Genomic DNA, 26,926 nt, shown 5'->3' with positions numbered 1-26,926 from the left:
AGATACAAAGCTGCGTCCACTATTTGATGACCATTTACCGCGGCAATTTTTTGCTCGCTTTTAGGTGTCGATAGTCCAAACTTGTCTCAATGATAGATGCTGCACCCGCAGATACTGGCGGTGTTGATTTTATTCAAAAACCAACACGCTAGGACAGCATATGACTATCTCAGACAGCACTTTAGACAACACCTTTTTAGACAGTGCCTCAGCTGCACAAACTCATAACCCAGCCAACAACATACCTCTTACCTCAGACTCTACTGACACCGTCAAAGCAGACAAAAAAGCAGACGCCCTAAAAACGCCTGCCCACCGTGCTGCCAGTGATGCACGCTTTGAAGAAGATGCACGCGACTTGCACCGTATCCTACCTGCCTCTCGCAAAATCTATATAGAAGGCTCAAGACCTGATATCCAAGTACCGATGCGCGAAATCAGCTTGGCGGATACACCAGTTGGCGGTACGGGTGACAAGGATGGCGAGCATAATCCGCCGTTTTATGTTTACGATACTTCAGGCGTCTACACTGACCCCAATGTCGAGATTGACTTGACAAAAGGCCTACCAAAACTGCGTGAAAACTGGATCGCTGAGCGTGGTGATACAGAGCAATTAAGCGGTCTATCTAGCTCATATGGTCAAGCACGTGCTCGCGATATCAGCACTGCCAACCTTAGATTTGCTCATATTGATAAGCCACGCCGTGCTAAAGATATTGATGAAAAACCAGGGAATGTCACGCAGATGTACTACGCGCGTCGCGGCATCATCACCCCTGAGATGGAATATATCGCCATACGTGAGACGCAAAAACAGCACGAACTGACCGATATGCGTCAACATGACGGTGAGAGCTTCGGCGCCAATACACCCACTATCATCACCCCTGAGTTTGTCCGTGACGAAGTGGCAGCTGGACGTGCCATTATTCCAAACAACATCAATCACCCTGAATCTGAGCCGATGATCATCGGGCGCAATTTCTTGGTGAAAATCAATGCCAATATCGGTAACTCAGCGCTAGGTTCGTCTATCGATGAAGAAGTATCCAAAATGACGTGGGCCACACGTTGGGGTGCGGATACCATTATGGATTTATCAACGGGTAATCATATTCATGAAACCCGTGAATGGTTAATCCGTAACTCGCCTGTGCCAATTGGTACCGTACCGATTTATCAAGCGCTGGAAAAAGTCGATGGCGTCGCAGAAGACCTAACATGGGAAATCTTCCGTGATACGTTGATTGAGCAAGCAGAGCAAGGCGTGGATTATTTCACCATTCATGCCGGCGTCCTACTCCGCTATGTGCCACTCACTGCAAAACGCCTAACGGGTATCGTCTCGCGTGGTGGCTCTATCATGGCGCAGTGGTGTCTGGCGCATCACAAAGAGAGTTTTTTATACACGCATTTCGAAGACATCTGCGAGATTATGAAGCAGTACGATGTAGCATTTAGTCTAGGTGATGGCCTGCGTCCTGGCTGTCTACAAGATGCCAATGATGAGGCGCAGTTCGGTGAGCTACGTACGCTTGGAGAGTTGACCAAAGTCGCATGGGAACATGATGTACAGGTCATGATCGAAGGCCCTGGGCATGTGGCGATGAACCGCATCAAAGAAAATATGGACTTGCAGCTTGAGCTGTGTGCGGATGCGCCTTTTTATACCTTAGGGCCATTAACCACCGACATCGCACCGGGTTATGACCATATCACCAGTGCGATTGGTGCAGCGATGATTGGCTGGTTTGGTACAGCGATGCTGTGCTATGTGACACCAAAAGAGCACTTGGGCCTACCAAACAAAAAAGACGTCAAAGACGGTATCATCACTTACAAGATTGCCGCTCACGCTGCTGATTTGGCCAAAGGTCACCCCGGTGCGCAGGCACGTGATAATGCACTATCCAAAGCGCGTTTTGAATTCCGCTGGGATGATCAGTTCAATCTGGCGCTCGACCCTGACACCGCACGCGAATATCACGACGAAACCTTACCAAAAGACGCACACAAATCAGCCCATTTTTGCTCGATGTGTGGTCCGAAGTTTTGCTCAATGAAAATCACCCAAAACGTACGTGAGTATGCAGCAGGTTTGGACAAAGACGCCGCTAATAAAAAAGTCACACCGCAATCAGGCGACTTAAGCGATGCGGATCATTTGATTAAAAAAGTTGACACTGAACTGGTGGGACAAGTTGGCGAAGCCAGTGCTGAGGAAGTCCGTCAAGGAATGGCTGAGATGATGGAGAAGTACAATAAGGAAGGACGTCAGTTGTATAAAGAGGTGTAAGGTTTTTAGCTCTATTAAAGAAGAGTCCTACCAAAGAAAAGCCCGAATCTGACTATCAGGTTCGGGCTTTTCTTTGGTCTATGTATGACTATCAAGCCCGTACTATTACACCTATCTTATTAAGTCAGTACTGTTAAACATTAGATGCCTGATAAATCTCTTCGATAGAATTATTGATTGTGTCAGCAAACTCGCTATCGCTTTGTTGCTTACTCAAACCTTCGGTAAAGGCACGAGAGAAGCTCGCAATCATACCAGGGTTTTGCTTGAGCTTGGCGCAGGCATCGCTACGGCTATAGCCACCAGATAGCGCCACTACTTTGAGCACTTTTGGATGGTCAATTAGCTCTTGATAAAATCCTGCTTCTTCAGGCAATGTCAGCTTAAGCATCACTTGATGTTCATCATTCAAGCGCTCAAGGTTACGCAAGATATCGGCTTTTAATAGTAGCTCACAGTCATGCTTTTGCGCGCTGTCTATATTGACTTCAGGCTCGACAATCGGCATGAGACCCTTTGAGATGATTTGCTTGGCCACATCAAATTGCTGCTGTACCACCAGCTCAATACCATCAGCACTTGGCTCATAGATCACTGAACGCATCTTGGTGCCAAATACTGGATAGTTTTTTGCTTTATCCAATAGCAGGTCTAGATTGGGCATCGGCTTCATCACTTGTACGCCATCCATCTGCTCAGCCAGCCCTTTATCTACCTTCAAGAACGGTACAATATTTTTGTCTTCCCATAGATAATTGGCAGTCGACTTACCATTGACATCGCGCTCCATGGTGTCTTCAAATAGAATAGCGCCAAGCACACGTTCCTTGTCAAAACAGTCACATGTCATGATACGCGCACGCATTTCGTGCACCAAATCAAACATCGCCTCATCACTATCGTACGCTTCACCGCTAACACCATAGTTCTCTAGTGCTTTTGGTGTACTGCCGCCGCTTTGATCAAGCGCCGCGATGAAACCTGAGCCATTTTTTATGTGCTGTAATTGCTTATCGTATTCCATTGAGGATGCATCCTGTTTTTATTGGTTGAGGTCAAATATCATAACGAGACGGTATACGGCTTATATAAACCATGTTATTTGCAAACAACCTTATCATAGGATGGATTGTCTGCCTATATAGGATACGTGACAGCGTGTCTAAAATTACTTTTATACAACTATTTTGGGTAAAAACTATGCCAAAAAGAGCACGCCCACACAGCTTACAGCGAGTAGTAACCCCACTATATTGATACGGTTAAGCTGCTCTTTGAATACGCCTACGCCAATTAATGTTGCCACCGCAATAACACCAACATTCATACCCGTAAAGACGATACTGGGTGAATCAGATAACACTTGATGGGCACGTACGTAGGCATAGATATTACCCATGTTTAGCGCTCCAAGCAGCAGACCTGCTATGAGTGCGTCTTTTTGCCAGCGTACCCGGCTGATAAGTAGATAGATAAAAAGCAGCATACCTGCCACACCAAAGCTCACAAACAGCGTCAACGGAAAAGCGGCGCCTTGTTTGGCGACCTGTTTGAATAAAATATCAATAATGCCGTAGCCTGCCCATACCCCGAATAACCATAGTGGCGTATGCTTTGCTTGCCGAGTGATATCATTATGCTGTGGTCGATAGACAAGCGCACCTAGTGCTAAAAACCCCAAGGCCAGCCCAAGTATACGAGTACCCGTCAACACTTCACCGAATAATAGAAAAGCGGCGACAATAGGGATAATCAACGATAAGCGCTGAGACGCATCCGTTGCTACCATACCGACTGCTTCAATGGCACGGCCAAGAATAATAAATATAGCGGGCAACAATACCCCAAGCGCGATGATAATACCCCAAGCACTATCAAGCGCATGTATGGCACCAATATCAGGCTGTAATAATACCCACGTCAGTAAAAATGCCACGGGATATCCCGCCACGATAGTCTGACGTATATCTATATTTTTTTGACGCAATACTTTTAAGAGCACGGAGACAGCGACGCTGCATAGCACCGCGATTGTTAAGTACATCATTCACTTCTACCTTGTTTGACCTCTATATTGGGTGCTTGTTTGTATACCAGTAGCACCTGACTTAAGCCACTTTATTTATCCAACGGACGCCTGATCACATCATAACTGCCAACACTATACTTAAGCACATAAACAGACATCTTAAATAAGCGCGCTGTAAAAGGTAGCAAGATATATGTTTTGCAGCAATCTGTTTGTCATTGCTCATACCAAAGCGCTGGCAATAAGCATCATGGATGATCAAATTACAATTAGCATGCAGGTATGATGGGTAATTTTGCTAAAATAGCACCTAACCCCAATCACAAAAGTAAAGATTTGAGATAACGAGACTTCTCGTTCATCTCGACGTACTGCTATTGATGTTTTATTGCTGCCTATGAATGCTCTATTTCGCTTTTTTGAAAACCGTCTACCCGCCTTTCCAGACACCCCTATGCCGCTGCCATCACCTCGCGATGGTATGCTGAAGTTCCTGTGGGTATGTACCAACGGTCTGCGTGGCTGGCTATTGCTCTTTATGGTTTTGTCCGCTGGTATCGGTATCTATGAGGCCATGCTGTTTGCGTGGATTGGTGATATCGTCGACTGGCTAGGTATCTATACACCGCAAAACTTATGGGCAGAAAAAGGCGATATGCTACTGCTTATGCTTGCGGTGATGATTGTTAGCCCGTTGTGGATTGCGTTGTCATCGTTTGTCCATTTTCAAACCTTGCAGGGTGTTTTCCCTATGCAAATGCGCTGGCGTTTTCATCAACGTATGCTTGGTCAGTCGATGCAATTTTATCAAGATGAGTTCTCAGGGCGTGTCTCCGCCAAAGTCATGCAGACCGCACTCGCTGTCCGCGATACGGTCATGACTGTCACTGATATGTTTATGTATGTCTCTGTCTACTTTATTACCTCAGGGGTGATTTTATTCAACCTAGACAGTCTGCTGCTCATACCTTTTATTATCTGGCTGGTGTTAGTAGCACTAACGATTTGGTACTTTATTCCTAAGCTCAAGGACACTGCTATCGTTCAAGCTGATGCTCGTGCTTTAATGACGGGGCGTATCACAGATGCTTATGCCAATATCATGACCGTCAAGCTCTTTAGCCATTCACGTCGTGAGCTGGGTTATGCTAAAAACGCCATGGGACAGTTCTTGGGTACGGTACATGCACAAATGCGCTGGGTCAGCTATCTGGAAGTCTCAACCCACCTCATCAGTGTCATCTTGGTCAGTAGTACCGCAGGTATTGGTTTGTACTTATGGCAACAAGGCGCTGTGGGTGTCGGGGCAATTGCGGCGGCGACCGCTATGGCATTACGTCTAAATGGTCTGACGCGCTGGATCATGTGGCAGACGGCCAGTTTATTTGAGAGCATCGGTACCGTGCAAGACGGCATGCGTACACTATCAGCACCGCAAACGATCATAGACAAACCTGATGCAAGCGCGCTTACTGTCACTGATGGTCGTATTGTATTTGAGCATGTCGATTTCAGTTATGAATCTGAAGAAGATGAGCGCGCGCAAGACAGCGAGTCTCATGATGGCACTACGCACACACCTAACTCATATACCAAACTACTAGATAACTTCCATCTAGACATCAAACCAGGGGAAAAAATTGGTCTGGTCGGGCGCTCAGGCGCTGGTAAATCGACCTTGGTCAACTTATTGCTGCGCTTCTTTGACGTCGATAGCGGAAAAATCTTGATCGATGGTCAGGCTATTGATGCCGTCACTCAAGAATCCTTGCGTCAACAAATAGGTATGGTGACTCAAGATACCTCGTTGCTGCATCGTACTGTGCGTGAAAACATCGCTTACGGTCGCCCTGATGCTACTGACGCGGAGATTATGTTTGCAGCAAAACAAGCTCAAGCATGGGACTTCATCAAAGACTTATATGACGATAAAGGCAATACTGGTCTCGATACGCAAGTGGGTGAACGCGGAGTCAAACTCTCTGGCGGTCAACGTCAGCGTATCGCTATCTCACGTGTTATGCTAAAAAACGCACCGATTCTACTCTTGGATGAAGCAACAAGTGCGCTAGATTCTGAGATTGAATATGCGATTACTGAGAGTCTAAATGACATTATGACAGGCAAAACGGTTATCGCTATCGCCCATCGACTCTCTACCATTGCTGCGCTAGATAGACTGGTTGTCATGCATCAAGGACGTATCATCGAGCAAGGTAGCCATGATGAGCTACTAGCGTTAAACGGTGTCTATGCCAGATTGTGGCAGCGTCAAAGCGGTGGCTTCTTAGGTGAAGACAACTAAGACTCACTAAAACGATAAGCCAATAGATCACAAAAAACAAATCATAATAAATAAGTCACAAGGAAGTGTTTATTTTATGGACGCATTCACACGCAGCATCACCCTTAGCGGAAAACAAGCACGCTACTATAGCCTTAGCCAGTTCAATCAGCCAGTAGAGTCAATGATGACTCAGCGTGCGCCAGCGCATTTTTATGGTGGTAACAGTTTTACGGTTGGCACCTATACGCCACTACTGAGTGAGCTGACGGCTGAATTTGAGTTGAGCTCACTTGCCTTGCGCGGTTACTGGTATGATAAACCGCACAGCCGTCGCCTCACACGTGAGCAAGATGCTGATATGCTGATTGAGTTTTTAGAACAAACGCAAGATAAGCCTGTCGTGGGTATTGGACATTCGCAAGGCGCAACGGCCACGGCAATCGCTGCTGCCAAGCGTCCAGAACTGTTTTCGCAGCTGTATCTCATAGAACCTGTCACATTTACCAAAAGCCAAGCCACTTTATATAATCTATTACCTCGCTCTGTACTTCTTAGCCAAGAACCATTTAAAAGCACATCAACCAAGCAATCGACGTGGTCGAGTACTGATGACTACTATCAGAGCCTACGCGCGCAGCGTGCTTATAAGCGCATCAGTGATACACACTTGCAGATATTTGCTGAGCAAAGTCTGAGCAAAAATACTGATGGCAGCTACACGCTTATGTTTGCACCTGAACAAGAGCTGGCAAACTATTTTGGTGCGCCTCATATCGATGCTGCGCTCAAAAAATTGAGCTGCCCTTATACGTTAATCACCGGTAAACCTACCTTGTTTATCAGTGATAAAGTACGTAAAAAGTGGCGCAAGTTTGTACCTGATGGCAGTCTGATCTCATTACCAGATTATGGTCATCTACTGCCGATTGAGGCGCCTACACTCTGTGCCCGAGTCATCAATGATCATCATCAAAACAGCAAATAGCGACCACTAATCTATGACTGATCTCTTTGCCCCTGCTCCTACCGATAATTTATTGCCTTATGATGGTAAAGTTAATGATTTGGGCATAATTATCGACGACGTTCATACTCTCTATGACACTTTATTAGATGAGTTACCGTGGCAGCCAGACATCGTGAGATTGTTTGGTAAGACCCATGTGACGACTCGTCAAATTGTCTGGATGGGAGAGACGGATGCCGATTATCAGTATTCAGGGCATAAACGGCAGACGGTACCGTGGTCAAGCATAGTGTTCCACGTGAAACAACAGATTGAACAGGCTTTGGCAGATGTCGGTATTGTGGTCGATTTTAATACCTGCTTGCTCAACTATTATCCTTCTGGGGTTGACGGTATGGGCTACCATGCCGATGACGAAAAAGAGCTTGGTCATCAGCCAATTATTGCCTCTCTATCTTTAGGGGCTACCCGTAAGTTCGTCCTCAAACACAAAAAAACCCAAGACAAAGTTGAGCTTCATCTTGAGTCTGGTCAATTAATTGTCATGCATGGCGCGACGCAAAACTTTTGGAAGCATACTGTCACTAAAACAAAAGCAGTCGCTACTGGACGGATCAGTCTGACATTTCGGCATATGCTCATACGTTAATAGTAGCGCTATATCGAGCCATATGACGATTAAGTCATCTAGTTTTTTGCACGGTTAGTAGTTATGCGCAAATACTAATTATACACGGCGATCCAAAAAACGCTCTCTGTAGCATTGGTGCGCCGCCTCACAGACACTGGCAGTATAACTGGCGTTAACACCGCCTGCGACCACCGCACCCACTGCTGGGATAATCTGCGCCGCTTTTGTTTTGACCATATTGGTCGCCACTTTGGTTGCCGTTTGACGTACTACCCGCGACATTACCTCTTCATTAACTTGGTTAAATGCCTGCGTCTGCGGATCTTTAACCATAGCATCAGTATTATCCAAAGCAGCTTTGCGCTCCTCGGCAGATGCAGACGTCGCCACCGCTAATAAAGACATGGCAAACAACTGCTCGCCTTTATTACTGATATCAAAACCATAGTAAGTTGCATACTCACCAATCGCACGTAGATTTGCCGTAATGAGACCGACCACGTCAGCAGGTATACCTACCCACCCGGCGACTCCAGTGGTCACCCCTTGGGCACTAGTTAACGCCACATATTTACTTTTAAATAATTCAACCTGTTTGTCAACGACAGCGATCGGTAAGCGTTCAATATCAGAGAATGTAGTGATGGAAGAGCCTGCGATATCAGACTCGTTTTGATAAGTATTGATGACGTCCTGGGTATTCAATGTCCAGTTTGCGGCATCACTCAAAGCGGTGATAGACTGCTCTGTGGCTTTTGTCAGCGCATCACCGAATTGCGGCATACTCATAAGCGCGTCACCTGCTTCAACAATAGGTTTGTTGATAACGGACAGCGCTTTATCAAGTACGCTTTTATCAGGGTTTTTCCACGCTTCTATGTCTTCACGGACTTTGGCTTCATAAGCAATGTGATCATTTGTTTTTTCGTTAGTAGTCATATTAGTCCCTTTATTAGTATCGTTCACTTTTTATCTTATGATAAATAAGCAGCGACTACAGGGATGTTCTGTTGTCCAACATAAAACTTTTGTATGAGTTGTTAAGTCATCAGTTGGTTTTATTAGGCTTCAACAGAAATCCCCTTACTAATAAGTTTGACTAAATACTGCCTAATACTCGAGCGATCTTGACACTCAATCAGCAGCTGATAAGACAATTTTGCCAAAAGCATCGCCTTTTTGTAGCTCATGGTGAGCGGCAACAACTTCAGATAGTGAATAGATCTTCTGAATCTTCAAAATCAGCTTACCATCAGCAACTTGCTGTAAAACACGTGCCATATCTTCACCGTTACGTTGCGACTTATAACCTGCCACGTTTAGGTTTTTTTGACTGCCTGCTTCTTTGAGCTTATCTACCCAAATGGTGGGTAATACATAGACATGACCTTCAGGCTTCATCACGCTAAGTGCGCGTATCCCTGCATCACCGCCGACCAAATCTAACAGCACATCCGCTTGCAGCTCAGGAAAATCCTCATCCTTGGTGTAATCAATCCAGCCTGCCAGATTAGATACCTCTATTAACTCATCAAGCTTAGCGTACTTTTCTGATGAGCAAATAACCGTTACTTTGATATTATCTTGCGCCACTTTGTCCATAAGTAATTGGATCAATAAATGACCGACGCCGCCCGCTGGTGCATTGATCACCACGTGCTCGCCTGCTTTTATATCAGCAAAATCTACAAACTGTAATGCCGTTTGACCAATACAAGGCAATGCCCCTGCTTGCTCTAACGTGACGTTTTCTGGTAATTTTGCAAGCAACTTGGCATCTACTGCTGCATATTGTGCATAGCCGCAACCACTAAAGCTCAAAGCAGCCACTTTATCACCGATAGCAAACTTATTGCTATTACTGCTGACGACCTCGCCTGCTACATCAAATCCTAAAATCGCAGGCTGGTCATTGTCGAACTTTTCTGTTTGGATAGCAGTCGCTCCCCACCCTTTACCTTGCCGCGTCTTATAATCCACAGGATTGATACCAGCATAGGCAATTTTTATCAATACTTGCTCATCGGCCAGCTCTGGCACTGCCACACCCTCTTGATATTGCATGACTTCAGGCTCACCAAATTCGCGTATGAGTACGGCATGCTGAGTGTTCGGTATTTGATTATTAGACATCTTTATATATCCTTATATATTATCGGGCGATTTATTTTTACCCATTTATTGACTAGCATTTTATGTCATAGAGTTTTTTATAGAAGCTTTATTTTATAGAAATTTACTGATTATTTTTTCGGTACGGTAATGCTGTTTTATGGCAAGGCCAATTCTGCGCTAATCGGTAGATGGTCTGATAGCGCCGACCAAGGCTTACCAGTGTGTACCCACGCATCTTTGACTATCAAGTTACGCACATAGATACGATCTAAGCTGAGTACTGGTAGTTTTGCTGGAAACGTCGGTAATAATTTACCGTGACAATCCTTAAACGCTTCTATCATACCCAGCTCGGTCGCAAGCTTGTCACAAGACATCTTTTTCCAGTCATTAAAATCACCTGCCAATATAAGCGGCTGATCAGGTGCAATCTCATGGCGCACATAGTCACTAATCGCTTGATACTGCTTGATACGATCACGCTCAAACAAATTGAGATGCGCGCACAATACCACGATCGGTCGCTCCCAACCATTAGGCTGTACTTCACAGTGTAAGACGCCGCGTTGCTCAAGTTTATTGACGGTAATATTGACGTTGTGTTTTGGATCTAACGGGAATCGGCTTAATACGGCATTGCCATGATGACCATTCTCGTATTCTGAGTTTTTACCGTAGCTGTTTTCTAGATCTAAAAACTCACCAAACCATTCATGCTGCGACTGATTTGGGTATTCGTTGTATTGCATGTTGCGCTTTAGGTTCTGTCCCTGCACTTCTTGCAGACACAGTATATCTGCACCGACAGCCTCTAGCGCTTTGGCAATACCTTGCATTTTTACTTGGCGGTTTAGTGGTGACATGCCTTTGTGAATATTGTAGCTGGTCAACACAAAAGAGTTGGTAGTCATAAATTTGTTCGTCATAAATAGATCAGCAAGCAGATGAATACGCTACTGAGTATAACAGCAGTCGTATTTATCAGCAGCAGTTAATCAGAGATAACTCGTAGTAGTATTGCTAAGCAAAACCGATAAACCCATCACAGCTTTTGTGACTAATGATAATAGAGCACAACCGCTGCGCTATATGGCTAGCAACGATTGTGCAGGTTAGAACGGAGACCGAACACTGCCTTTTTCAACTTAAGACAAATAGCTATGTTACGGATTTGTGTTTGTCCAAAGGGGTCATGCGCGGGATATCTGGCATATCTGTCAATGCAGGGTCAATGACAGGTTGTGGATTGTGAACGATACTATTGATACGAGCTTTTAGTTGTAAAAAACGACTGTCTGTCACAATATCGGGAGAACGAGGCCGTGCGAGCGGTACTTCAATAATCTCTTGTACCTCTCCTGGATTTGCCTTGAGTACCACGATACGATCTGACAGTAACACCGCCTCATCCATATCATGCGTAATAAATACGATGGTAATATCAATATTACGCCATAGATCTAGTAGATGCTTTTGCATTTTTTGACGTGTATAAGGATCAAGTGCACCAAATGGCTCATCCATGATCAACACCTTTGGCTCGTTGACCAGTGCGCGCGCAATCGCAACACGCTGCTTCATACCGCCAGACAGCTGGTGCGGATAGTGGTTTTCGTACTTAGTCAGTCCGACCACATCTAGCCACTCACGGGCACTACGCTCTGCGCTCGACTTACTACGGCCACCCATGATAGGACCAAACATCACATTTTCTTTGACTGTTTTCCAAGGAAATAACGTATAGCCTTGAAAAACCATGCCGCGGCTAGCACTTGGGCCTTTGACTTTTTCTTTATCAACGACTACCTCGCCGCTAGGATACGCATCTAAGCCTGCAACGATACGCCCCAGTGTTGACTTGCCGCAACCAGAAGGACCAATCACACATACAAACTCACGCTCATAGATTTTTAGGCTGACATCTTTCAATATTACTTTTTGGCTACCACCTTGATCAAACGACTGTGTCAATTGATCAACTTGCAACACTACATTTCTCTGATACAAAGCTTTGAAATAATCAGTGGCACCGCTATGGGTGGTGCGAGCACTATCTGCAGGGACGGAAGAGACCATATCGTTATTTCTCATTTAAATACTCGCTTTCCATTTGAAGAGTTTTTTACCGAGCTGGTACAACAAGATATCTGTACCTAAACCGATAAACCCAATGAGTAGAATACCTGCATAGACGTTATCAAAATGCTGGTAGCGGGCTTGTTGCACAATAAACCAAGTAATACCGGATGTCGTCCCTATCAGTTCAGCGACAATCAAATACGTCCATGCCCAGCCGAGTAGAACACGCAGGTCTCGATAGACGTCGGGCAACACGGCAGGCAGCAGTACATAAAAGAAGCTTTTTAGTTTGGTCGTGCCTAGCGTATAACCAGCCTCAATCAGACCAAGATCCATAGTACGCGTGGTATTTGCAATGATTAAAATCTGCTGAAATAGAGTCCCAATCACGATGATGGCGATTTTTGGTCCATCGTAGATACCAAGCACTGCCACGGCCAAAGGTCCAAATGCGGGTGCTGGTAGATAGCGAAAGAACTCTACGAAGGGCTGAGTAATTTGTGCAATTTTTTGAGAAAATCCGCACAGCAGCCCTAACGGAATACCGACGATAGACGAGATAAAAAAAGCGATAAATACCGTACGGATGCTCTGCCAGAGACTCTCATGTAACCACGGCCCATCCGCTTGCGCAGGCGGGGTGACGAAGGCAGTGACCATCGCTGTGGCTACCTCATCCGGTGCTGGCAAGTAGACAGGATTGACCAGTTTTCCTTGCGGTGGTACTGCATCAGAGGCCATCGCATCTTGTGCTTCGCGGTAAAATACCTCTTTATCAATGCGGCTACCCTCTTGTAGATAAGTACTCGCGCCAGCATCGGTAATCTCAACTTGTGGATGCCAGATAAAAGGAAGGTAGCTGACCGCACACCATAGTAAGATCGGAATCAAAAATGAGAGTACATTGAGCCCAAGAGTGGTTTTCTTGGTTAGATATGTGTTGACATGACTCATGGGCTACCCTCTAAAACGATGATGAAGACTCAACAACCACTGCCTTTGCAATAGATAAAACGGCACTTATCCTTACTGATTAATCAAGTCAGGATAGATCAATTTATCGATATCAAGCTTTTGATCATAAATCTGATTGTCAATATTGAACTGATTGACATGATAGCTAGATCCATAGATAGAGCTGAGCTCATCAGATTTTGCAAAGATTCTCTTGTTATCTTCAAGACCCATCAGTTTTGTCCCATTCAAGAAGGCACTATATTGATCGGCAGGCACGTTGACCTTGTTAGACATAATGCTGATCGCATCATCTCTAGTCGCTGGATCATTGATATAGTTGACGACTTTGCCCCACACTTGGATGATTTTGGTGTACTCTGCCTTGTGCTCAGATAGGCTGGCGGGACTGACGGCTAACGTGTCATAAATAAGACCTGGCTTATCCGCTGAGGTATAGATAGCTTTTGCACTTGGTACATTTTTTAGGGCTTGATTGGCATTGGGCTGCCAGATGGAGACGGCGTCAATACTGTCATTTGTGAAAACTTGCGGTAGCTCGTTTGTGGTGGCATTGACCAGTGTCACATCAGCCTCTGTCAACCCGTTATCGGCCAGCGCGCTATTGAGCAGCAAATGATCTACCAAGCCTTTTTCAACACCGATTGATTTGCCTTTTAGGTCCGCTATGCTAGTGACCGACGGTTTAGCAATGATCTGGTCATTACCTGCTGAATAGTCGTTAACCAAGATAATAATGCCCTCACTACCACTCGCAGCGTTGACTAAATTGTCGCCATTGGTCACAGAAATGGCGTCCAGCTGATTAGAGGCAAAAGCAGATAACGAAGCAGAATAATCAAACCATTTAAATTCAACATTGACGCCAGCTTCATCAAACCAGCCTTTATCAATTGCAATCTGCCAAGCTACCCAGCCAGGCCAATCACTGTAACCGATAGAGATTGGATCGTCATTTGAGGCAGTGACTTTTTCTGGTGCTGCCTCCCCTTCAGGTGCTGATACGGTAGCCGTGTTGTCACAACCAAATAGCATAAAGCTTGAGAAAACCGCAAAAGTAAATAAGCGTCGATTCATGAGTCTTGCTCCTTGAATAAAGACAGGCCCATTATGGGAATGTCCGTTGATTATTGTTGCGCAATACCATGAGAGATATCGGCATTGCTTGCGTTACTGTTTTCGGATAATGATTAGAGTTATTTGATATAAGTTACGGACTCTGATTGTTCAGCTATATAAGATTTCCAACCACCAAACTCGGTCACATTCGTACCACCTTCAAATCCGTACTCTTCACAAATAAAGCTTTTGACCCAGCGTCCATCTGCCAATTCGACATTGCCGATGCCTAATGGTGCAGGCACTTCGTTGACGATGTCACCAAATTTTGCTTTGGGGATTCGCCAGACTTCTACTGCAATCGAGCGTCCTTCGTCATGGCGTTTCAGTCCCGGTTTGGCAGGTATCGATCCTGCCAATGCAAAGAGCTGATAGGAATGTGCCGTTTGGGTTTGCTCAGACAATACACCGCCTCTATCGGTCAGCTGATAGTTGAGCGGCATACCACTCAAATGCGCACCGACCACGGCTAGTGCTACACTACTATCACTATCATCTGTGCTCAGTGGAATAAGCGATTGTGGTTGATTAGATTGAGCGGTTTGGGTTTGAGAGGTGCCGGAGTGATAATGATGGTGAGAGGTTCCCATTGGTATATCCAGAGCGGTTTGCCATTGATGCCCAAAGTTGGCTAAGGCTTCATCATGCCAGCCCATAGCGATAAAGGTCACACCGCGTGGCAGGCCATCTCTAGCGACTAGATTTGGCAACGCCAACGCCGACAAGTCTGCTAGATTCACAAAATTAGTATAAGCACCCATGTGACTGTTTTTCGTTAACGGGTCGGCATTGACCGCATCGATGGTATAGATGGTTGGTGCGGTTGGCACCATTAAGGCATCAAATTTAGATAGCGTTTGTTGAATACGGCGACTTAATGCAGCACGAGAATACTCAGCACTCATCGCATCAACCGCATTGTAGTTATCAGCTTGACTGATGATCTGACGTGTAATAGACAACAGCACATCACGCTCGACGAGCTGATCAATAGTAAAGGTGCGTTCACTTACCCAGCTGTCGTTGTAGAGCGCATCTGCTAACTCATTAAAAACGGTAAAGTCTATCGGTGTGATCTCATAACCCATCGTCTGTAGCTGCGAGATGGCTATCTCAAAAGCCTGCTCTGACTCGGTATCACCGTAAAACTCTAAGGTATCAGGGATAGCAATTTTGCCAAGACTAAAGGCGACTGGCGCAGTGGCAGGATGGATACGACTGTAATCATCCTCTTTATCGTAGCCTTTCATTAGCTGAGCTACTTGCCACGCATCATCAACACCCAGCGCAAAAATAGAAATCACATCATGTAATCGACAAGCAGGAATGAGACCCGTACTGGAAAACCAGCCTTTTGTAGGCTTCAAACCCACTATATTGTTATGACCCGCAGGCACACGTCCAGAGCCTGCCGTGTCCGTTCCTAATGCAAAAGGCACGATACCATTTGCCACACTGACCGCAGAGCCTGAGCTTGAGCCACCACTGATATAGTCAGGGTTGAAACTGTTGGCCACTGCCCCATAAGGTGAGCGCGTACCTACCAGGCCTGTCGCGAACTGGTCAAGATTGGTTTTGCCGATGACGATAGCGCCTGCCGACTTGAGCTTAGCGATCACATGTGCGTCTTTGTCAGCCAAATACAAAGGGGCTGTACATCCTGCCGTGGTATGAAACCCTGCCACATCGATGTTGTCTTTTACCGCAAACGGTATGCCGTATAGCGGTAAGTCTTGGGAGTTTTGCGTGGCGATACTGTCAATCTGAGCGGTCAGCTGCTCAGGAGTCGCAATCTCAATCCAAGCATTATTGTTATTACTAATACCCGCCACATAATCTAATAGATCACTTAGCTGGGTAGTTCCTTCGGCATAAGCGTTTTGCCAATCTTTGATCGTCCAATTCTTTTGCATAGTTGCTCTCTCTATTATTCTTCGCCATTTTTATCGTTGTTTTGCTATCTCACTATCGGCTAGATGAGTCCGTACAACATCAGCTTTTTTCGTGCATGTCTGAGTCTGCCACCAATGTCTCGTGAGCAGTAATGGGTGCAAGTACAAATAAAGGCTGCTCGGGTTTCACTGTAGTACCAATCTCAATTTCAATACTCACGACCTGCATCGCAACGGGTGAGACAATTGGTATCTCAATTTTCATGGCTTCTATGATTGCTAAGGTCTGCCCCTCGTCGACCACATCACCTACCGCGCAAGATATCTTCCAAACACTGCCCATCATATGAGCTTTGACGACTACCCCGCCCTCAGGTACAGAAACTTCTGATGATACTTCTACCGCGTCAATATCTTCGCCAACATACTGGTCAAGACCTTGCTGCTTCCAACGTTGTCGCTCTGCATCAAAGTTGGCTTGTTGCTGATCTTTGAACGTCTGAATACTGTCCTTGTTTTCATGCAACATCTCGTAATACTCAGCGAGGTTTAACACACTATCCTCAACCTCAATCGAGAGCTCACCTGCCTTAAAGGCAGTTCGCATCGATAACAGCTCTTCTTCACTAACTTCATAAAAGCGAATTTGATCAAAGAATCGTAGTAACCATGGTTTTTCGGCTTCAAAGCTTGGATGTGAGCGATAGCGGTTCCAGATTTGTAGCGTCCTACCGACGAACTGATAGCCGCCTGGGCCTTCCATACCGTAGATGCACATATAAGCGCCACCGATACCCACCGCGTTTTCTGGTGTCCATGTTCTGGCAGGATTGTATTTGGTAGTGACCAAACGATGTCTGGGATCGAGCGGTGTGGCAACAGGCGCACCCAAATAGACATCACCAAGTCCCATAACCAAATAGCTGGCATCATAGACAATATCTTTGACCGCTTGGGCAGAGGCCAAGCCATTGATACGTCTGATAAACTCGATATTATCGGGGCACCAAGGTGCGTCAGGATAGACAAGTTGCTGATACTTCTCAGTTGCTAGCTTAGTCTGAGAGTCAGCCCACGCCATTGGTAAATGAACAATTCTGGACGGCACTTGCATATTCTTAATATCGGGCAACGCGCTTTCTGCTTGCTTGAGGATTGCCAGCAGTGCTGCCTGTGACAATTTCAATGAATGGTAATGCACTAATAGTGAGCGAATACCTGGCGTCATATCGATAATGGCATCGATATGCTGTTCTTGTAGGCACTCCATTAATGCCTGAACGCGGAAGCGCAGTTGCAAATCAAGCACCTGCTCGCCGTACTCAATCAATATATAGCTGTCTCCAGCAGGGCGATATACCACTTTTGGTTGGTCATTATTAATGGGTAAAGTGTCTAATATGGCTGTCTGCAATGTTGCGTTTTCTGTATGAATAGGTAAATCATAATCCACTAAATCACAGTGATCAGCCCGTAGCATGTCATCATAACGCTGATGTAATTGTGCGGCTTGATCGTAGCTGACAGGGACAAACTGCACTCGATCACCTGCCTTGAGCTGTCCCATTTTCCAGCGCTCACCTGCGACAATGACGCTCAAACACACAAAGCCACCGAGGCTTGGTCCATCAGGTCCTAAGATGATTGGCATATCCCCTGTGAAGTCAATCGCACCAACAGCATAGGCATTGTCATGGATATTTGAGGGGTGTAGCCCTGCTTCGCCGCCATCCTCACGCGCCCATTCAGGTTTAGGGCCGACCAGACGGATACCAGTACGGCTAGAGTTGTGATGGACATCCCATTCATGCTCAAAGAACTGCGTCACATCAGCATCCGTAAAGAAATCTGGCGCGCCATGTGGTCCATACATGACCGCGATTTGCCATAGTCCATCAAACGTTGGTTGCTGGGCAGCAGGTAAGGCTTTAGTAGCAATGGACGTATCGCACTGTACAACGGGTAGCATGTCGCCGATAAGTAAGTTACGACCTGCATGACCACCAAACTGACCTAAACTAAAGGTCGCTTGACTGCCTAAATACTCAGGGACATCTATGCCGCCTTTGATAGCGATATAGCTTCGGCAACCTGATGTGATATTGCCACAAATAAGTTTTTGACCTTTACGCACAGGAATGGTTTGCCACATCGGCTGCTCTACACCATCCAAGGTACAAGCCATGCTACCGCCAGTAATAGCAATCTGACTGTCGCAATGGAACAATAAAGTCGGTCCAGTAACCACGCACTCAAGACCTGCAGTGTTAAATGGGTTACCCAACAGCTGATTACCAGTATTGAGACTCAGACCATCTATCGCACCTGATGGAGGTACGCCCACATCCCAGTAACCTTCTCGGCCGAGTACATCTTGTACGGCCGTCTGTACGCCCGACTGCAACACTTCGATTTTTTGACTGAGCCATGTAAAAGTGTTCAAAAACCTTGTAGTCTGCTCGCCTGCATAAAATGTCTCTGAAGCCACTATCTGCTGCAAATACTCAAGATTGGTTTCAAGACCTGCCATACGTGACACGGCCAAACTTTGGCTCATTTTCTCCAGTGCTTGCTTGCGATCAGGTGCCGTGACAATGATTTTTGCTAGCATCGGGTCATAAAAGGCTGATATTTCACTGCCTGTTTCTATCCAAGTTTCAACTCGAGCGGCTGGGTCAAAATAAGCATCCGTTAAAATCCCAGTGCTTGGTTGAAAGCTTTTGACAGGGTCTTCGGCATACAGACGCACCTGAATTGAATGTCCTGATGCGTGCAATGGCAACTCTGGCAACACGAACTCGCCTGCAGCCAGCTCAATCATCCAACGTACTAAATCCACTTGATAGATTTCTTCTGTGACACCATGCTCAACTTGCAAGCGTGTATTCACTTCCAAGAAATAGAAGTCTTGCGTTGACACATCCATCACAAACTCCACGGTACCAGCAGAGCGATAGTTGACCTGTTGCATGAGCTTAGTCGCCACCGCTTGTAGGTTTTGTCTTTGTACGTCTGATAGTAAGGGCGCTGGCGTTTCTTCAATCACTTTTTGATTACGACGCTGAATAGAACAGTCACGCTCTCCTAAGGTGATGATATTGCCTGCCCCGTCACCAAATACTTGCACTTCGATATGGCGAGCATGCTCTACAAATTTTTCGAGATATAGCCCAGCATCACTGAAGTTGCTTTGTGCCAAATGATGCACAGACTCATAAGCATCTTTTAGTTCGAGCTCATTCCATACCAGACGCATGCCGATACCGCCGCCGCCTGCAGTGCTTTTGAGCATGACAGGGTAACCAATACGCTCGGCCTCACGTAATGCTTCGTCCACATCTTGTAGCAGCTCGCTACCGGGTAACAATGGCACTTGGCTGTCAATGGCGAGCTTACGAGCTGTATGCTTGAGCCCAAAGCTCAGCAGCTGCTCAGAGGTTGGCCCAATAAAAGCGATTCCAGCATCACTGCAGCGATCACAGAATGCAGCGTTTTCTGACAAAAACCCATAGCCAGGGTGAATGGCTTCTGCGCCTGAATCTATCGCTGCTTGCAATACTTTATCCATATTCAGATAGCTATCACTGGCAGGTCCCGAGCCGATGTTTATGGCTTCATCAGCCTGACTGACATGTAGTGAGCCTCGATCTACATCGGTATAGACAACGACTGAGCCGACACCCATTTGCTTTAAGGTACGTATAATTCGGCAAGCAATAGCACCGCGATTGGCAATCAATACTTTTTTAAACATCACAACTTCCTCAGCATTCTCATTAATAGGCAGTATCGTCTTGTTCGAAAATCGCTTACTTACTCATAAATCACCAGCTCAATGGGCGTGGGGTTATAGCCGTTGCAGGGATTGTTGAGCTGAGGACAGTTCGATATCAGGACAATCATGTCCATTTGAGCGGTGATATCGACGTATTTACCAGGGGCTGAGATACCATCATCAAACGCCAAACTACCGTCAGGCGTAATAGGTACGTTCATAAAGAAATTGATGTTTGGTCCGACATGACGTAGGTTCAGATCATATTTTTGAGCAACTGAATGCGTTGCTAGAGTATGCATAAAGTTGTTACGGCAGCTATGCATGGGATAAGTATCATGAGCGTAACGCACGGTATTGCTCTCACATGAGCATGCACCGCCCAACGTATCATGACGACCACAAGTGTCATCTGTGATAGTGGCAATAACTTTCCCTCTATTAGTGAATAGCTGACTGCCCATCTCCAAAAACAGCTTTTGATTTTGTGCCAAGGTATCCGTGGCACTATAACGTTCAGCCGTATCAGCACAGCTGATAAACAAAGTATCGACTGCCTGATTACCTTCAGTATCTATAATGCGCAAGGTCTGGTTTTTCTTAACCTCGGCCATCCACCCCTCTCCTGCAGCACACGTTTCACGCAGCTTGATCTGCTTGAGATCCATTGACTCTAAAGTTGTTGTGGCTGGATTTTGCGTATATTCATCGTTATTTTTAATATCATTATTAATTGTCATGAGTCTGCTCTCTTAGTTATTATAAATAGTTACTATGAATGGTTATGGACGTAGGTATGGTGCTCACGAACCTATAGAGTCGTTTTACCAGTCAAAAATTAGAAATTGATAACCACTTACTTAATAGCTGCTTTCGCCTATCGAACACTGCCTGTCGTTAGGCGTTCGTATAGTCGCCAAAATAGCGTGCATTATTCTCAAACCCGCGTTGGTTTTGCGAGCAAGAGTCACGGCAAATATCAAGCTCTGCCTTTGGCACTATAGGCGCTGCCTGCTGAATGGTTAGCTCAATATCAGCTGGATCATAGATGTCTGATGGATCAAGTGGGTGCGGAGCGTTACAGATGAATACTAAGCAATTCATCTCAAACCGTAGGGCGATAGATTGGTTTGTGTTGTCAGCAGCGATATAGGACAGCTGCCCTTGTAGATCGGGGGTAACTTTGGAGAATAAATTGACCGTTGCCGTAAGGTCACGCTCATTTAGCGCAAACTTCGACATCTCTGTTAGTAGTCCGTCAAGACCGTTTTGATAGCGCTCGTTACGAGCATCTTGGAAGGTTTTTTTGCCATATTGTGAGCTGATCATAGCAGCGGTGCTAGGACCACAAATAGCATCGTTCCAGCCATGGTCATCGCTGATAATAGAGGCCAGCACTCGGCCCATATCGGAGTAGAGTACGTGACCTTCAGATAGGTATAAGGTGTGTTGTGCTTTTAGACTATCTGGCATATTGAAGCGTTCAAGCTTCTCATCAGCATTGACCACATATAGGCTAGCATTGGCATTGGCTGCCAGTGATTTGAGCGTTAATACAGTGTTTTTATTGACACGTCCACACCAATGATGGCCACCTGGTAGAGGCGTGGTGAAACGATCTGAATACGAGCTATCGGAAGTAGTGATTGAAACGGATGACATAAAAAACTCCACAGTTATGAGCTTAAGTGAACAGTGTCACTTAGAGTCTCCCGGGCTTTTATCCCTCCGTGTAGTTCTTTCGAACCGCCATCTCTCGGACCAGTCATATAGTTTTAGAAAGCCTTCCTCTACTATATCGGAACCCTAGACGGCATTTTTTTAGCTCTTAGATTAATAGCATACGGTAGTTAACCGTGTACTATTAACTCTGCAAGCAGTATGCCAGCCATTATTCATCACTATCGATTTGGCTCTTATTTATCGCACAACTTAAAATCAGCTCACTAAAAAATTCGCTATATTAGTCGTATTTCTCCAAAATAAATTTACTTCTAGGGACGCTTATAGCCTGATACATATAGGCTGAGTACATAATAGCAAGTTCGATACTCTCTTAAAAACAGGGCTCTGATATGATTAGCAGTAGCAGTTCATAAAAGATAGGAGTTAGTTACTAGGTAAATTAAAAAACGCACTATCATAGAACATCGTGCACCATAATGAGAAATATCGCTCTATTCTGAACCATGCTAAGTATGCATCGATACTTAGCTTTATCTGCGGTAATTTGACTGTTAGAAAGTAAAAAATAGCAAAAAGCACTGACTCAATATGAACCAGTGCTTCGAATCCGTAACCAATATAATGTGTACTCATGGACATGAGTAATAAGCATGATAAAAAAGAGCGCTGGTCCATATAGAACCAACGCTCTTGTATCGTAATTACTTATTGCCGATAACTTATCTATGGATAAACATCGTTAATAAAATATGCCTGTTTAATTAATAACCTGTTTAATTAGTAACGAGTTACCAAAGCAATAGGCTGATCTTCACCCATGATATCTTGTGGCATAAACACCGCTTCGCCACCGTTATGAATGACGTGCTCGATAATTTCACCAACTGCATCGTCAGTGACGCCTTCTGCAGTGACATCGCTTGCAAGACTTAGGGTCTGAGCTTTTTCATCGATCTTGGCAGATTGTATATAACCACGGCGCACATAAAGAGTCTCGCCAGCACCTTGGAACGCGCTACGATATACTTCTTGCAAATCAGTTTGCAACATATTGGCACCGCGAGCTTTATCGATTTCACCCAATGCTGCTTTATGCAATGATGTACGGTAATCTTCTACAGCATATTGTACACTGTCCACGATATGCTGGGCACTACCATCTTCTAAATTAGTAGCGTTCGATACCGTGGCAATGATGTTGTCTGGACGATCACACACTTCTTTGTAGTAACCGATGTTTTTTGCGTCGCCAACAATTACGAGTGGCATTTTGTGCTCGCCCCACAGCTCTTGTACACTTTTATCAACTTGGTTGAAGTACTCTTTAAGATGGCTGCTTTCGTTATTTGATGAGCGATCCGAGCTACCATCACCCGTTGTATACAGTCCGTTGTTCTCTACAGGGAACTGAATATTTTCCATATTGTTTTGCGCATCGTCATCTTTGTCAAACTCTCTGATGACACGGTCATTAGAAGCTTCGATTAAACGTGCTTTGTCACGGGTTAGAATTACTGTGTAATAATGGACAGCGCTTGCCATGTCACGTACCAAATCGCGCGTCGCGAAGCTATCTGAGATTACCACACGTTCTGTTGTGTCAATTGGCATACGGATAACTTGTACATCATCAGTACTGGCAAATATAGCTAGGGTATCGAGGTTGTAATTATGGTTTAAGTCATTGGTCTTGGCATGAATGTTATCCAAGATAATTGTCGCTGTGCTCTTGTCATACTCTTTATTCAGACGATCTTCTACGACTTTTAACTGATTTTTGAGGGCAATAGGATCTTGTTCGTTAGCAGGATGTGCTCGGTGAGTCTTCACAAAGATACTCACTGCTGGGTTCGCTTTGGTTTCACGTAAACTTTTGAGAGTCGCTTTCATATAGTGCTCCTTGTTTTATTATCATTTACTTTCTATTTTATATATTTTCTTATTAGTACAGCGTTATGTTGTTTTACTCTATGCCATACTTAGCGATGGTTTTATCAGTATAATCACAAACTATAGACTGCTCATAAAAAACTGCTAAAGCCATTTGCTGTTCATCTTCTGCTTTTCCATGTTGTACACACTTTATATGTGCATAATTTTTGAATTCCTTTGTCTTAATCCTAGCAGCTGCTCCTCACTCTCTGTAGGGTTAAAATGCAAGCAAATGATAGCGCTTTGTAAATAGAGCAATCTATATTGTTAAAGACAGACATCGTCTCAACCAACTGTCTTCTGAACTCTACTGACCATATTATGTACTCATACATTGTGCGCGCGCTCAGTTGTGCACATTCAGGTTGTATTTTTATGAAACGAACCCATCTTTTATATAACTTATCTATAGATCGTAAACTATAAAAATAGCCGTGCATTACAGATTGAAACCGTAACGAGTGCGATCTGATACGACAGTTTGCTCTATAACAACCATTAATATTGGATACTTTTATGACTATTCCTTCTTCAGACTTGCGCCTTGTCGACTTTGCCGATGCCGCGCCGCACACACTACAGAACCAAGTCGTTGATGCTATCGATGAAGCCAATAATTTTCTAGATAACCTTTCGGCAGTGACGGACGCTACCAGCGTAAGTGCTGAACAGGCATTGGCAGACGTCATGCGTTTTGATCATATCAATCTGGCGCTAGATCGCAGCTGGGGTATCTTGTCACACCTCAATGGCGTGATGAGTAACGACGAGATTCGTCATGTCCATCATGAGCTACTGCCCAAGCTCTCCGCTTATGGCACGCGAGTTGGTCAGCATCAGACACTCTTTAGTCGTTACCAGACTATCGTCAGTGACACAGAGTTCTTTGCGACGCTTGAGCCTGCACGTGCGCGCGCAATTGAGTTGGCACTGCGCAGTTTTGAGCTATCAGGGGTAGCACTGCCTAAGACCGAGCAAGAAAAATTTGCTGCTATCCAAAGTGAGCTATCTACCTTGTCTGCGACATTCTCAGACCATATTTTAGATGCGACCCAAGCATTTGTATTGCCTCTAGCAGACTCACAGCTGAAGGGTCTAACAGAAAGTGGGTTGGCACTATTGGCGGATGCAGGCGAGCAGTATAAGGGACGTGAGCTTGCCAGCGATAACCTCAGCCAAGCTGATGTGGATGCGCTCCCTACTCCTTATTACGTGGCAACGCTAAATATCCCAGTATATTTGGCAGTTATGACTCATGCTGATGATCGCAGCTTACGTGAGACGCTGTATCATGCCTATGTCACGCGTGCTTCTGAGTTTGATACTCATACCAATACTAAAGGCGAGTCGCTAAATAATGCCGACATCATGAGTCAAATTTTGACATTACGTGAGCAAAAGGCCAAATTATTGGGCTTTGACAACTATGCTGAAGTATCCCTATCGACCAAGATGGCAGATAGCGTCTTGGAGGTGGAAACCTTCTTACGTGATTTGGCTGCCAAAGCGACTCCAGCTGCCAAGGCTGATTTGGCACAACTACAAAAATGTGCGCAGGATTATGGTATTGATGAATTACAACCGTGGGATAGCGCTTATATCGCCGAAAAAGTAAAGCAAAGCGCGTTTAGTTTATCGCAAGAAGAGATCCGTCCTTATTTCCCATTGCCAAAAGTAATTAGTGGTTTGTTTGCTATTGTTGAACGCCTATACGGTATTACGGTACAAGAGCAAGACTTTGATAATACTGATACTGATGTTCCCACTGTCTCACGCTGGCACGATGATGTGCGCTTTTATCAGCTGTTTGATGCCGATGATCGCTTGATTGGCGGCTTTTACTTCGACTTATTTGCTCGCAGTGGCAAGCGTGGCGGGGCATGGATGAGTGGTTTTCAGTCTCGCTATAGCTATGAAGAGCAAAACCACACACAACTGCCTGTCTGCTTCATGGTAGGCAATTTCACACCAGCGCTTGATGGCAAACCAAGCTTGTTAACCCATGATGAAGTATTGACTCTGTTCCACGAGTTCGGTCACGGCCTGCATCACTTATTGACCCAAGTTACCGTCGGTGATGTCGCAGGTGTCAATGGTGTCGAGTGGGATGCCGTCGAGCTGCCTAGTCAGTTTATGGAAAACTGGGCGTGGGATGCTGAAGGCATTGCGCTTATCAGTAGCCATGTCGAGTCTGGTGAGCCATTGCCTAAAGATAAATTGGATGCGCTATTGGCGGTAAAAAACTTCCAAAGCGGTCTACAGACACTGCGTCAAATCGAGTTTGCATTGTTTGATTTACTGATTCACGCTCATACCCCAGCCCTTGATTACGATGGTATCTTAGCAACACTCAATGCAGTACGTAGCGATATCGCTATCATGCAGACGCCTGACTATAACCGTTTTGCTAATGGCTTCAGTCATATCTTCGCGGGTGGTTATGCGGCAGGTTATTACTCTTATAAATGGGCAGAGCTATTATCAGCGGATGCTTTTAGTAAGTTTGAGGAAGAGGGTATTTTTAACCCAGCAACTGGTAAAGCTTTTCGTGAGTCTGTCTTATCCGTTGGTGGTAGTTTCCCAGCCAAGACCAACTTTGAAAACTTCCGTGGTCGTAGTGCCAGTATTGATGCTCTACTACGTCACAATGGCTTTGTCGATACTAAGAACATCGACGCTACAAACGACCAGACGACGCACGAGGTTATCTAAATGCGCTATCAGTCATCTAAACCCAAGCGTCGGTTTTTGGCAGGAGTGCGTTGTCCAAAATGCCAGGAGATGGACGCGGTAGTACAAGTCAATATTGTCACGCCAGCGCCAGATGAGTACATTGAGTGTACCCAATGTGGACATTCTGAGCATCGTCCTGATCCTGATGCGATTAGTGCCAAAAACCATTTAGAGGATCAGCTTGCTCGTGATGCCATGACTACAGGTACTAGCGGTACCGTAAAGTTCAAACCTTAATTGTTGAAAACTGGTCGCTTAGTGCTAACTACTCAGCAATTGTCTCAAACAGCGTACCTATGTATTACTCACTCATTGTTTCATGGTCTATTAAGCCTATCTATCAATAGATAGGCTTTTTATTTTGAGTTTGCTATAGTATGTCTACTTATAGTCTTGACATAAATCGA

Annotated in this window: 19 protein-coding genes and 1 riboswitch; of the genes, 6 read left to right on the top strand and 13 right to left on the bottom strand. The window is 45.2% G+C overall.

Features of this window, described 5'->3' with window-relative positions:
- Positions 1 to 160: 160 nt before the first annotated feature.
- On the top strand, positions 161 to 2,299 hold the full coding sequence (thiC, locus tag AC5JPT_RS09815) for a phosphomethylpyrimidine synthase ThiC (RefSeq protein WP_493857953.1): 2,139 nt from the start codon (positions 161 to 163) through the stop codon (positions 2,297 to 2,299).
- A 133-nt stretch (positions 2,300 to 2,432) separates the two neighbouring features.
- On the opposite strand, the gene AC5JPT_RS09810 is transcribed toward thiC, so the two are convergent.
- On the bottom strand, positions 2,433 to 3,323 hold the full coding sequence (locus AC5JPT_RS09810; RefSeq protein ID WP_493843959.1) for a fructose bisphosphate aldolase: 891 nt from the start codon (positions 3,321 to 3,323) through the stop codon (positions 2,433 to 2,435).
- 174 nt (positions 3,324 to 3,497) lie between these two features.
- The gene (locus tag AC5JPT_RS09805; RefSeq protein WP_493857952.1) at positions 3,498 to 4,346 is read right to left on the bottom strand and encodes an EamA/RhaT family transporter; all 849 of its coding nucleotides are present in this window, start codon (positions 4,344 to 4,346) and stop codon (positions 3,498 to 3,500) included.
- A 379-nt stretch (positions 4,347 to 4,725) separates the two neighbouring features.
- Between AC5JPT_RS09805 and AC5JPT_RS09800 the strand changes: the two genes are divergently transcribed.
- From AC5JPT_RS09800 to AC5JPT_RS09790, 3 genes are all read left to right on the top strand, one after another.
- On the top strand, positions 4,726 to 6,633 hold the full coding sequence (locus AC5JPT_RS09800; RefSeq protein ID WP_493857951.1) for an ABC transporter ATP-binding protein: 1,908 nt from the start codon (positions 4,726 to 4,728) through the stop codon (positions 6,631 to 6,633).
- 76 nt (positions 6,634 to 6,709) lie between these two features.
- Positions 6,710 to 7,600 carry an alpha/beta fold hydrolase gene (locus tag AC5JPT_RS09795; RefSeq protein ID WP_493857950.1) on the top strand — a complete coding sequence of 297 codons (891 nt, stop codon included), beginning with the start codon at positions 6,710 to 6,712 and terminating at the stop codon, positions 7,598 to 7,600.
- Positions 7,601 to 7,613: 13 nt separating this feature from the next.
- Entirely contained in the window at positions 7,614 to 8,231 is a 618-nt protein-coding gene (locus AC5JPT_RS09790) for an alpha-ketoglutarate-dependent dioxygenase AlkB family protein (protein WP_493857949.1), read from the top strand.
- A 78-nt stretch (positions 8,232 to 8,309) separates the two neighbouring features.
- Here AC5JPT_RS09790 and AC5JPT_RS09785 read toward each other — a convergent pair whose 3' ends face one another.
- The 11 genes from AC5JPT_RS09785 to AC5JPT_RS09735 form a co-directional block, all read right to left on the bottom strand.
- Complete coding sequence (locus tag AC5JPT_RS09785; protein ID WP_493857948.1) at positions 8,310 to 9,152, bottom strand: EcsC family protein; 843 nt, start codon at positions 9,150 to 9,152, stop codon at positions 8,310 to 8,312.
- Positions 9,153 to 9,347: 195 nt separating this feature from the next.
- Positions 9,348 to 10,346: an NADP-dependent oxidoreductase gene (locus AC5JPT_RS09780; RefSeq protein ID WP_493857947.1), complete on the bottom strand. Its 999-nt coding sequence runs from the start codon at positions 10,344 to 10,346 to the stop codon at positions 9,348 to 9,350.
- 137 nt (positions 10,347 to 10,483) lie between these two features.
- Positions 10,484 to 11,239, bottom strand: coding sequence for an endonuclease/exonuclease/phosphatase family protein (locus AC5JPT_RS09775; protein WP_493857946.1), 756 nt, complete (start codon positions 11,237 to 11,239; stop codon positions 10,484 to 10,486).
- A 247-nt stretch (positions 11,240 to 11,486) separates the two neighbouring features.
- The gene (locus tag AC5JPT_RS09770; protein ID WP_493858465.1) at positions 11,487 to 12,404 is read right to left on the bottom strand and encodes an ABC transporter ATP-binding protein; all 918 of its coding nucleotides are present in this window, start codon (positions 12,402 to 12,404) and stop codon (positions 11,487 to 11,489) included.
- 15 nt (positions 12,405 to 12,419) lie between these two features.
- A complete protein-coding gene (locus AC5JPT_RS09765) occupies positions 12,420 to 13,361 on the bottom strand; it encodes an ABC transporter permease (protein ID WP_493857945.1) in 942 nt (313 codons plus the stop codon).
- A 72-nt stretch (positions 13,362 to 13,433) separates the two neighbouring features.
- Complete coding sequence (locus tag AC5JPT_RS09760) at positions 13,434 to 14,459, bottom strand: ABC transporter substrate-binding protein (protein WP_493843966.1); 1,026 nt, start codon at positions 14,457 to 14,459, stop codon at positions 13,434 to 13,436.
- A 119-nt stretch (positions 14,460 to 14,578) separates the two neighbouring features.
- Positions 14,579 to 16,414, bottom strand: a complete 1,836-nt coding sequence (atzF, locus tag AC5JPT_RS09755; protein WP_493857944.1) for an allophanate hydrolase — start codon at positions 16,412 to 16,414, stop codon at positions 14,579 to 14,581.
- 79 nt (positions 16,415 to 16,493) lie between these two features.
- A complete protein-coding gene (gene uca, locus AC5JPT_RS09750) occupies positions 16,494 to 20,147 on the bottom strand; it encodes an urea carboxylase (protein ID WP_493857943.1) in 3,654 nt (1,217 codons plus the stop codon).
- Between the two features lie 59 nt (positions 20,148 to 20,206).
- A complete protein-coding gene (locus AC5JPT_RS09745) occupies positions 20,207 to 20,836 on the bottom strand; it encodes an urea amidolyase associated protein UAAP2 (protein WP_493854027.1) in 630 nt (209 codons plus the stop codon).
- 229 nt (positions 20,837 to 21,065) lie between these two features.
- Positions 21,066 to 21,830: an urea amidolyase associated protein UAAP1 gene (locus tag AC5JPT_RS09740; protein WP_493857942.1), complete on the bottom strand. Its 765-nt coding sequence runs from the start codon at positions 21,828 to 21,830 to the stop codon at positions 21,066 to 21,068.
- A gap of 45 nt (positions 21,831 to 21,875) precedes the next feature.
- Positions 21,876 to 21,989, bottom strand: a riboswitch (guanidine-I (ykkC/yxkD leader).
- A gap of 642 nt (positions 21,990 to 22,631) precedes the next feature.
- Complete coding sequence (locus tag AC5JPT_RS09735) at positions 22,632 to 23,744, bottom strand: AOC03_06830 family ribosome hibernation factor (protein ID WP_493857941.1); 1,113 nt, start codon at positions 23,742 to 23,744, stop codon at positions 22,632 to 22,634.
- A gap of 558 nt (positions 23,745 to 24,302) precedes the next feature.
- Here AC5JPT_RS09735 and AC5JPT_RS09730 point away from each other — a divergent pair.
- Complete coding sequence (locus tag AC5JPT_RS09730; protein ID WP_493857940.1) at positions 24,303 to 26,498, top strand: M3 family metallopeptidase; 2,196 nt, start codon at positions 24,303 to 24,305, stop codon at positions 26,496 to 26,498.
- Positions 26,499 to 26,756, top strand: coding sequence for a YheV family putative zinc ribbon protein (locus AC5JPT_RS09725; RefSeq protein WP_319050736.1), 258 nt, complete (start codon positions 26,499 to 26,501; stop codon positions 26,754 to 26,756).
- The last annotated feature ends 170 nt before the right edge of the window (positions 26,757 to 26,926 follow it).

This window comes from Psychrobacter sp. H26, assembly GCF_059073035.1.
Note: the sequence above shows the minus strand (reverse complement) of the source record. Positions and strands in the feature narration are given on the sequence as shown.

Excerpts from the sequence above, each read along its gene's own strand:
- uca (WP_493857943.1), bottom strand. The coding sequence starts at position 20,147 with ATGTTTAAAAAAGTATTGATTGCCAATCGCGGTGCTATTGCTTGCCGA.
- AC5JPT_RS09735 (WP_493857941.1), bottom strand. The coding sequence starts at position 23,744 with ATGAAAGCGACTCTCAAAAGTTTACGTGAAACCAAAGCGAACCCAGCA.
- AC5JPT_RS09800 (WP_493857951.1), top strand. The coding sequence starts at position 4,726 with ATGAATGCTCTATTTCGCTTTTTTGAAAACCGTCTACCCGCCTTTCCA.
- AC5JPT_RS09775 (WP_493857946.1), bottom strand. The coding sequence starts at position 11,239 with ATGACTACCAACTCTTTTGTGTTGACCAGCTACAATATTCACAAAGGC.
- AC5JPT_RS09810 (WP_493843959.1), bottom strand. The coding sequence starts at position 3,323 with ATGGAATACGATAAGCAATTACAGCACATAAAAAATGGCTCAGGTTTC.
- AC5JPT_RS09805 (WP_493857952.1), bottom strand. The coding sequence starts at position 4,346 with ATGATGTACTTAACAATCGCGGTGCTATGCAGCGTCGCTGTCTCCGTG.
- AC5JPT_RS09780 (WP_493857947.1), bottom strand. The coding sequence starts at position 10,346 with ATGTCTAATAATCAAATACCGAACACTCAGCATGCCGTACTCATACGC.
- AC5JPT_RS09790 (WP_493857949.1), top strand. The coding sequence starts at position 7,614 with ATGACTGATCTCTTTGCCCCTGCTCCTACCGATAATTTATTGCCTTAT.
- AC5JPT_RS09765 (WP_493857945.1), bottom strand. The coding sequence starts at position 13,361 with ATGAGTCATGTCAACACATATCTAACCAAGAAAACCACTCTTGGGCTC.
- AC5JPT_RS09745 (WP_493854027.1), bottom strand. The coding sequence starts at position 20,836 with ATGGATCTCAAGCAGATCAAGCTGCGTGAAACGTGTGCTGCAGGAGAG.
- AC5JPT_RS09785 (WP_493857948.1), bottom strand. The coding sequence starts at position 9,152 with ATGACTACTAACGAAAAAACAAATGATCACATTGCTTATGAAGCCAAA.
- thiC (WP_493857953.1), top strand. The coding sequence starts at position 161 with ATGACTATCTCAGACAGCACTTTAGACAACACCTTTTTAGACAGTGCC.
- AC5JPT_RS09730 (WP_493857940.1), top strand. The coding sequence starts at position 24,303 with ATGACTATTCCTTCTTCAGACTTGCGCCTTGTCGACTTTGCCGATGCC.
- AC5JPT_RS09740 (WP_493857942.1), bottom strand. The coding sequence starts at position 21,830 with ATGTCATCCGTTTCAATCACTACTTCCGATAGCTCGTATTCAGATCGT.
- AC5JPT_RS09770 (WP_493858465.1), bottom strand. The coding sequence starts at position 12,404 with ATGGTCTCTTCCGTCCCTGCAGATAGTGCTCGCACCACCCATAGCGGT.
- AC5JPT_RS09760 (WP_493843966.1), bottom strand. The coding sequence starts at position 14,459 with ATGAATCGACGCTTATTTACTTTTGCGGTTTTCTCAAGCTTTATGCTA.
- AC5JPT_RS09795 (WP_493857950.1), top strand. The coding sequence starts at position 6,710 with ATGGACGCATTCACACGCAGCATCACCCTTAGCGGAAAACAAGCACGC.
- AC5JPT_RS09725 (WP_319050736.1), top strand. The coding sequence starts at position 26,499 with ATGCGCTATCAGTCATCTAAACCCAAGCGTCGGTTTTTGGCAGGAGTG.
- atzF (WP_493857944.1), bottom strand. The coding sequence starts at position 16,414 with ATGCAAAAGAATTGGACGATCAAAGATTGGCAAAACGCTTATGCCGAA.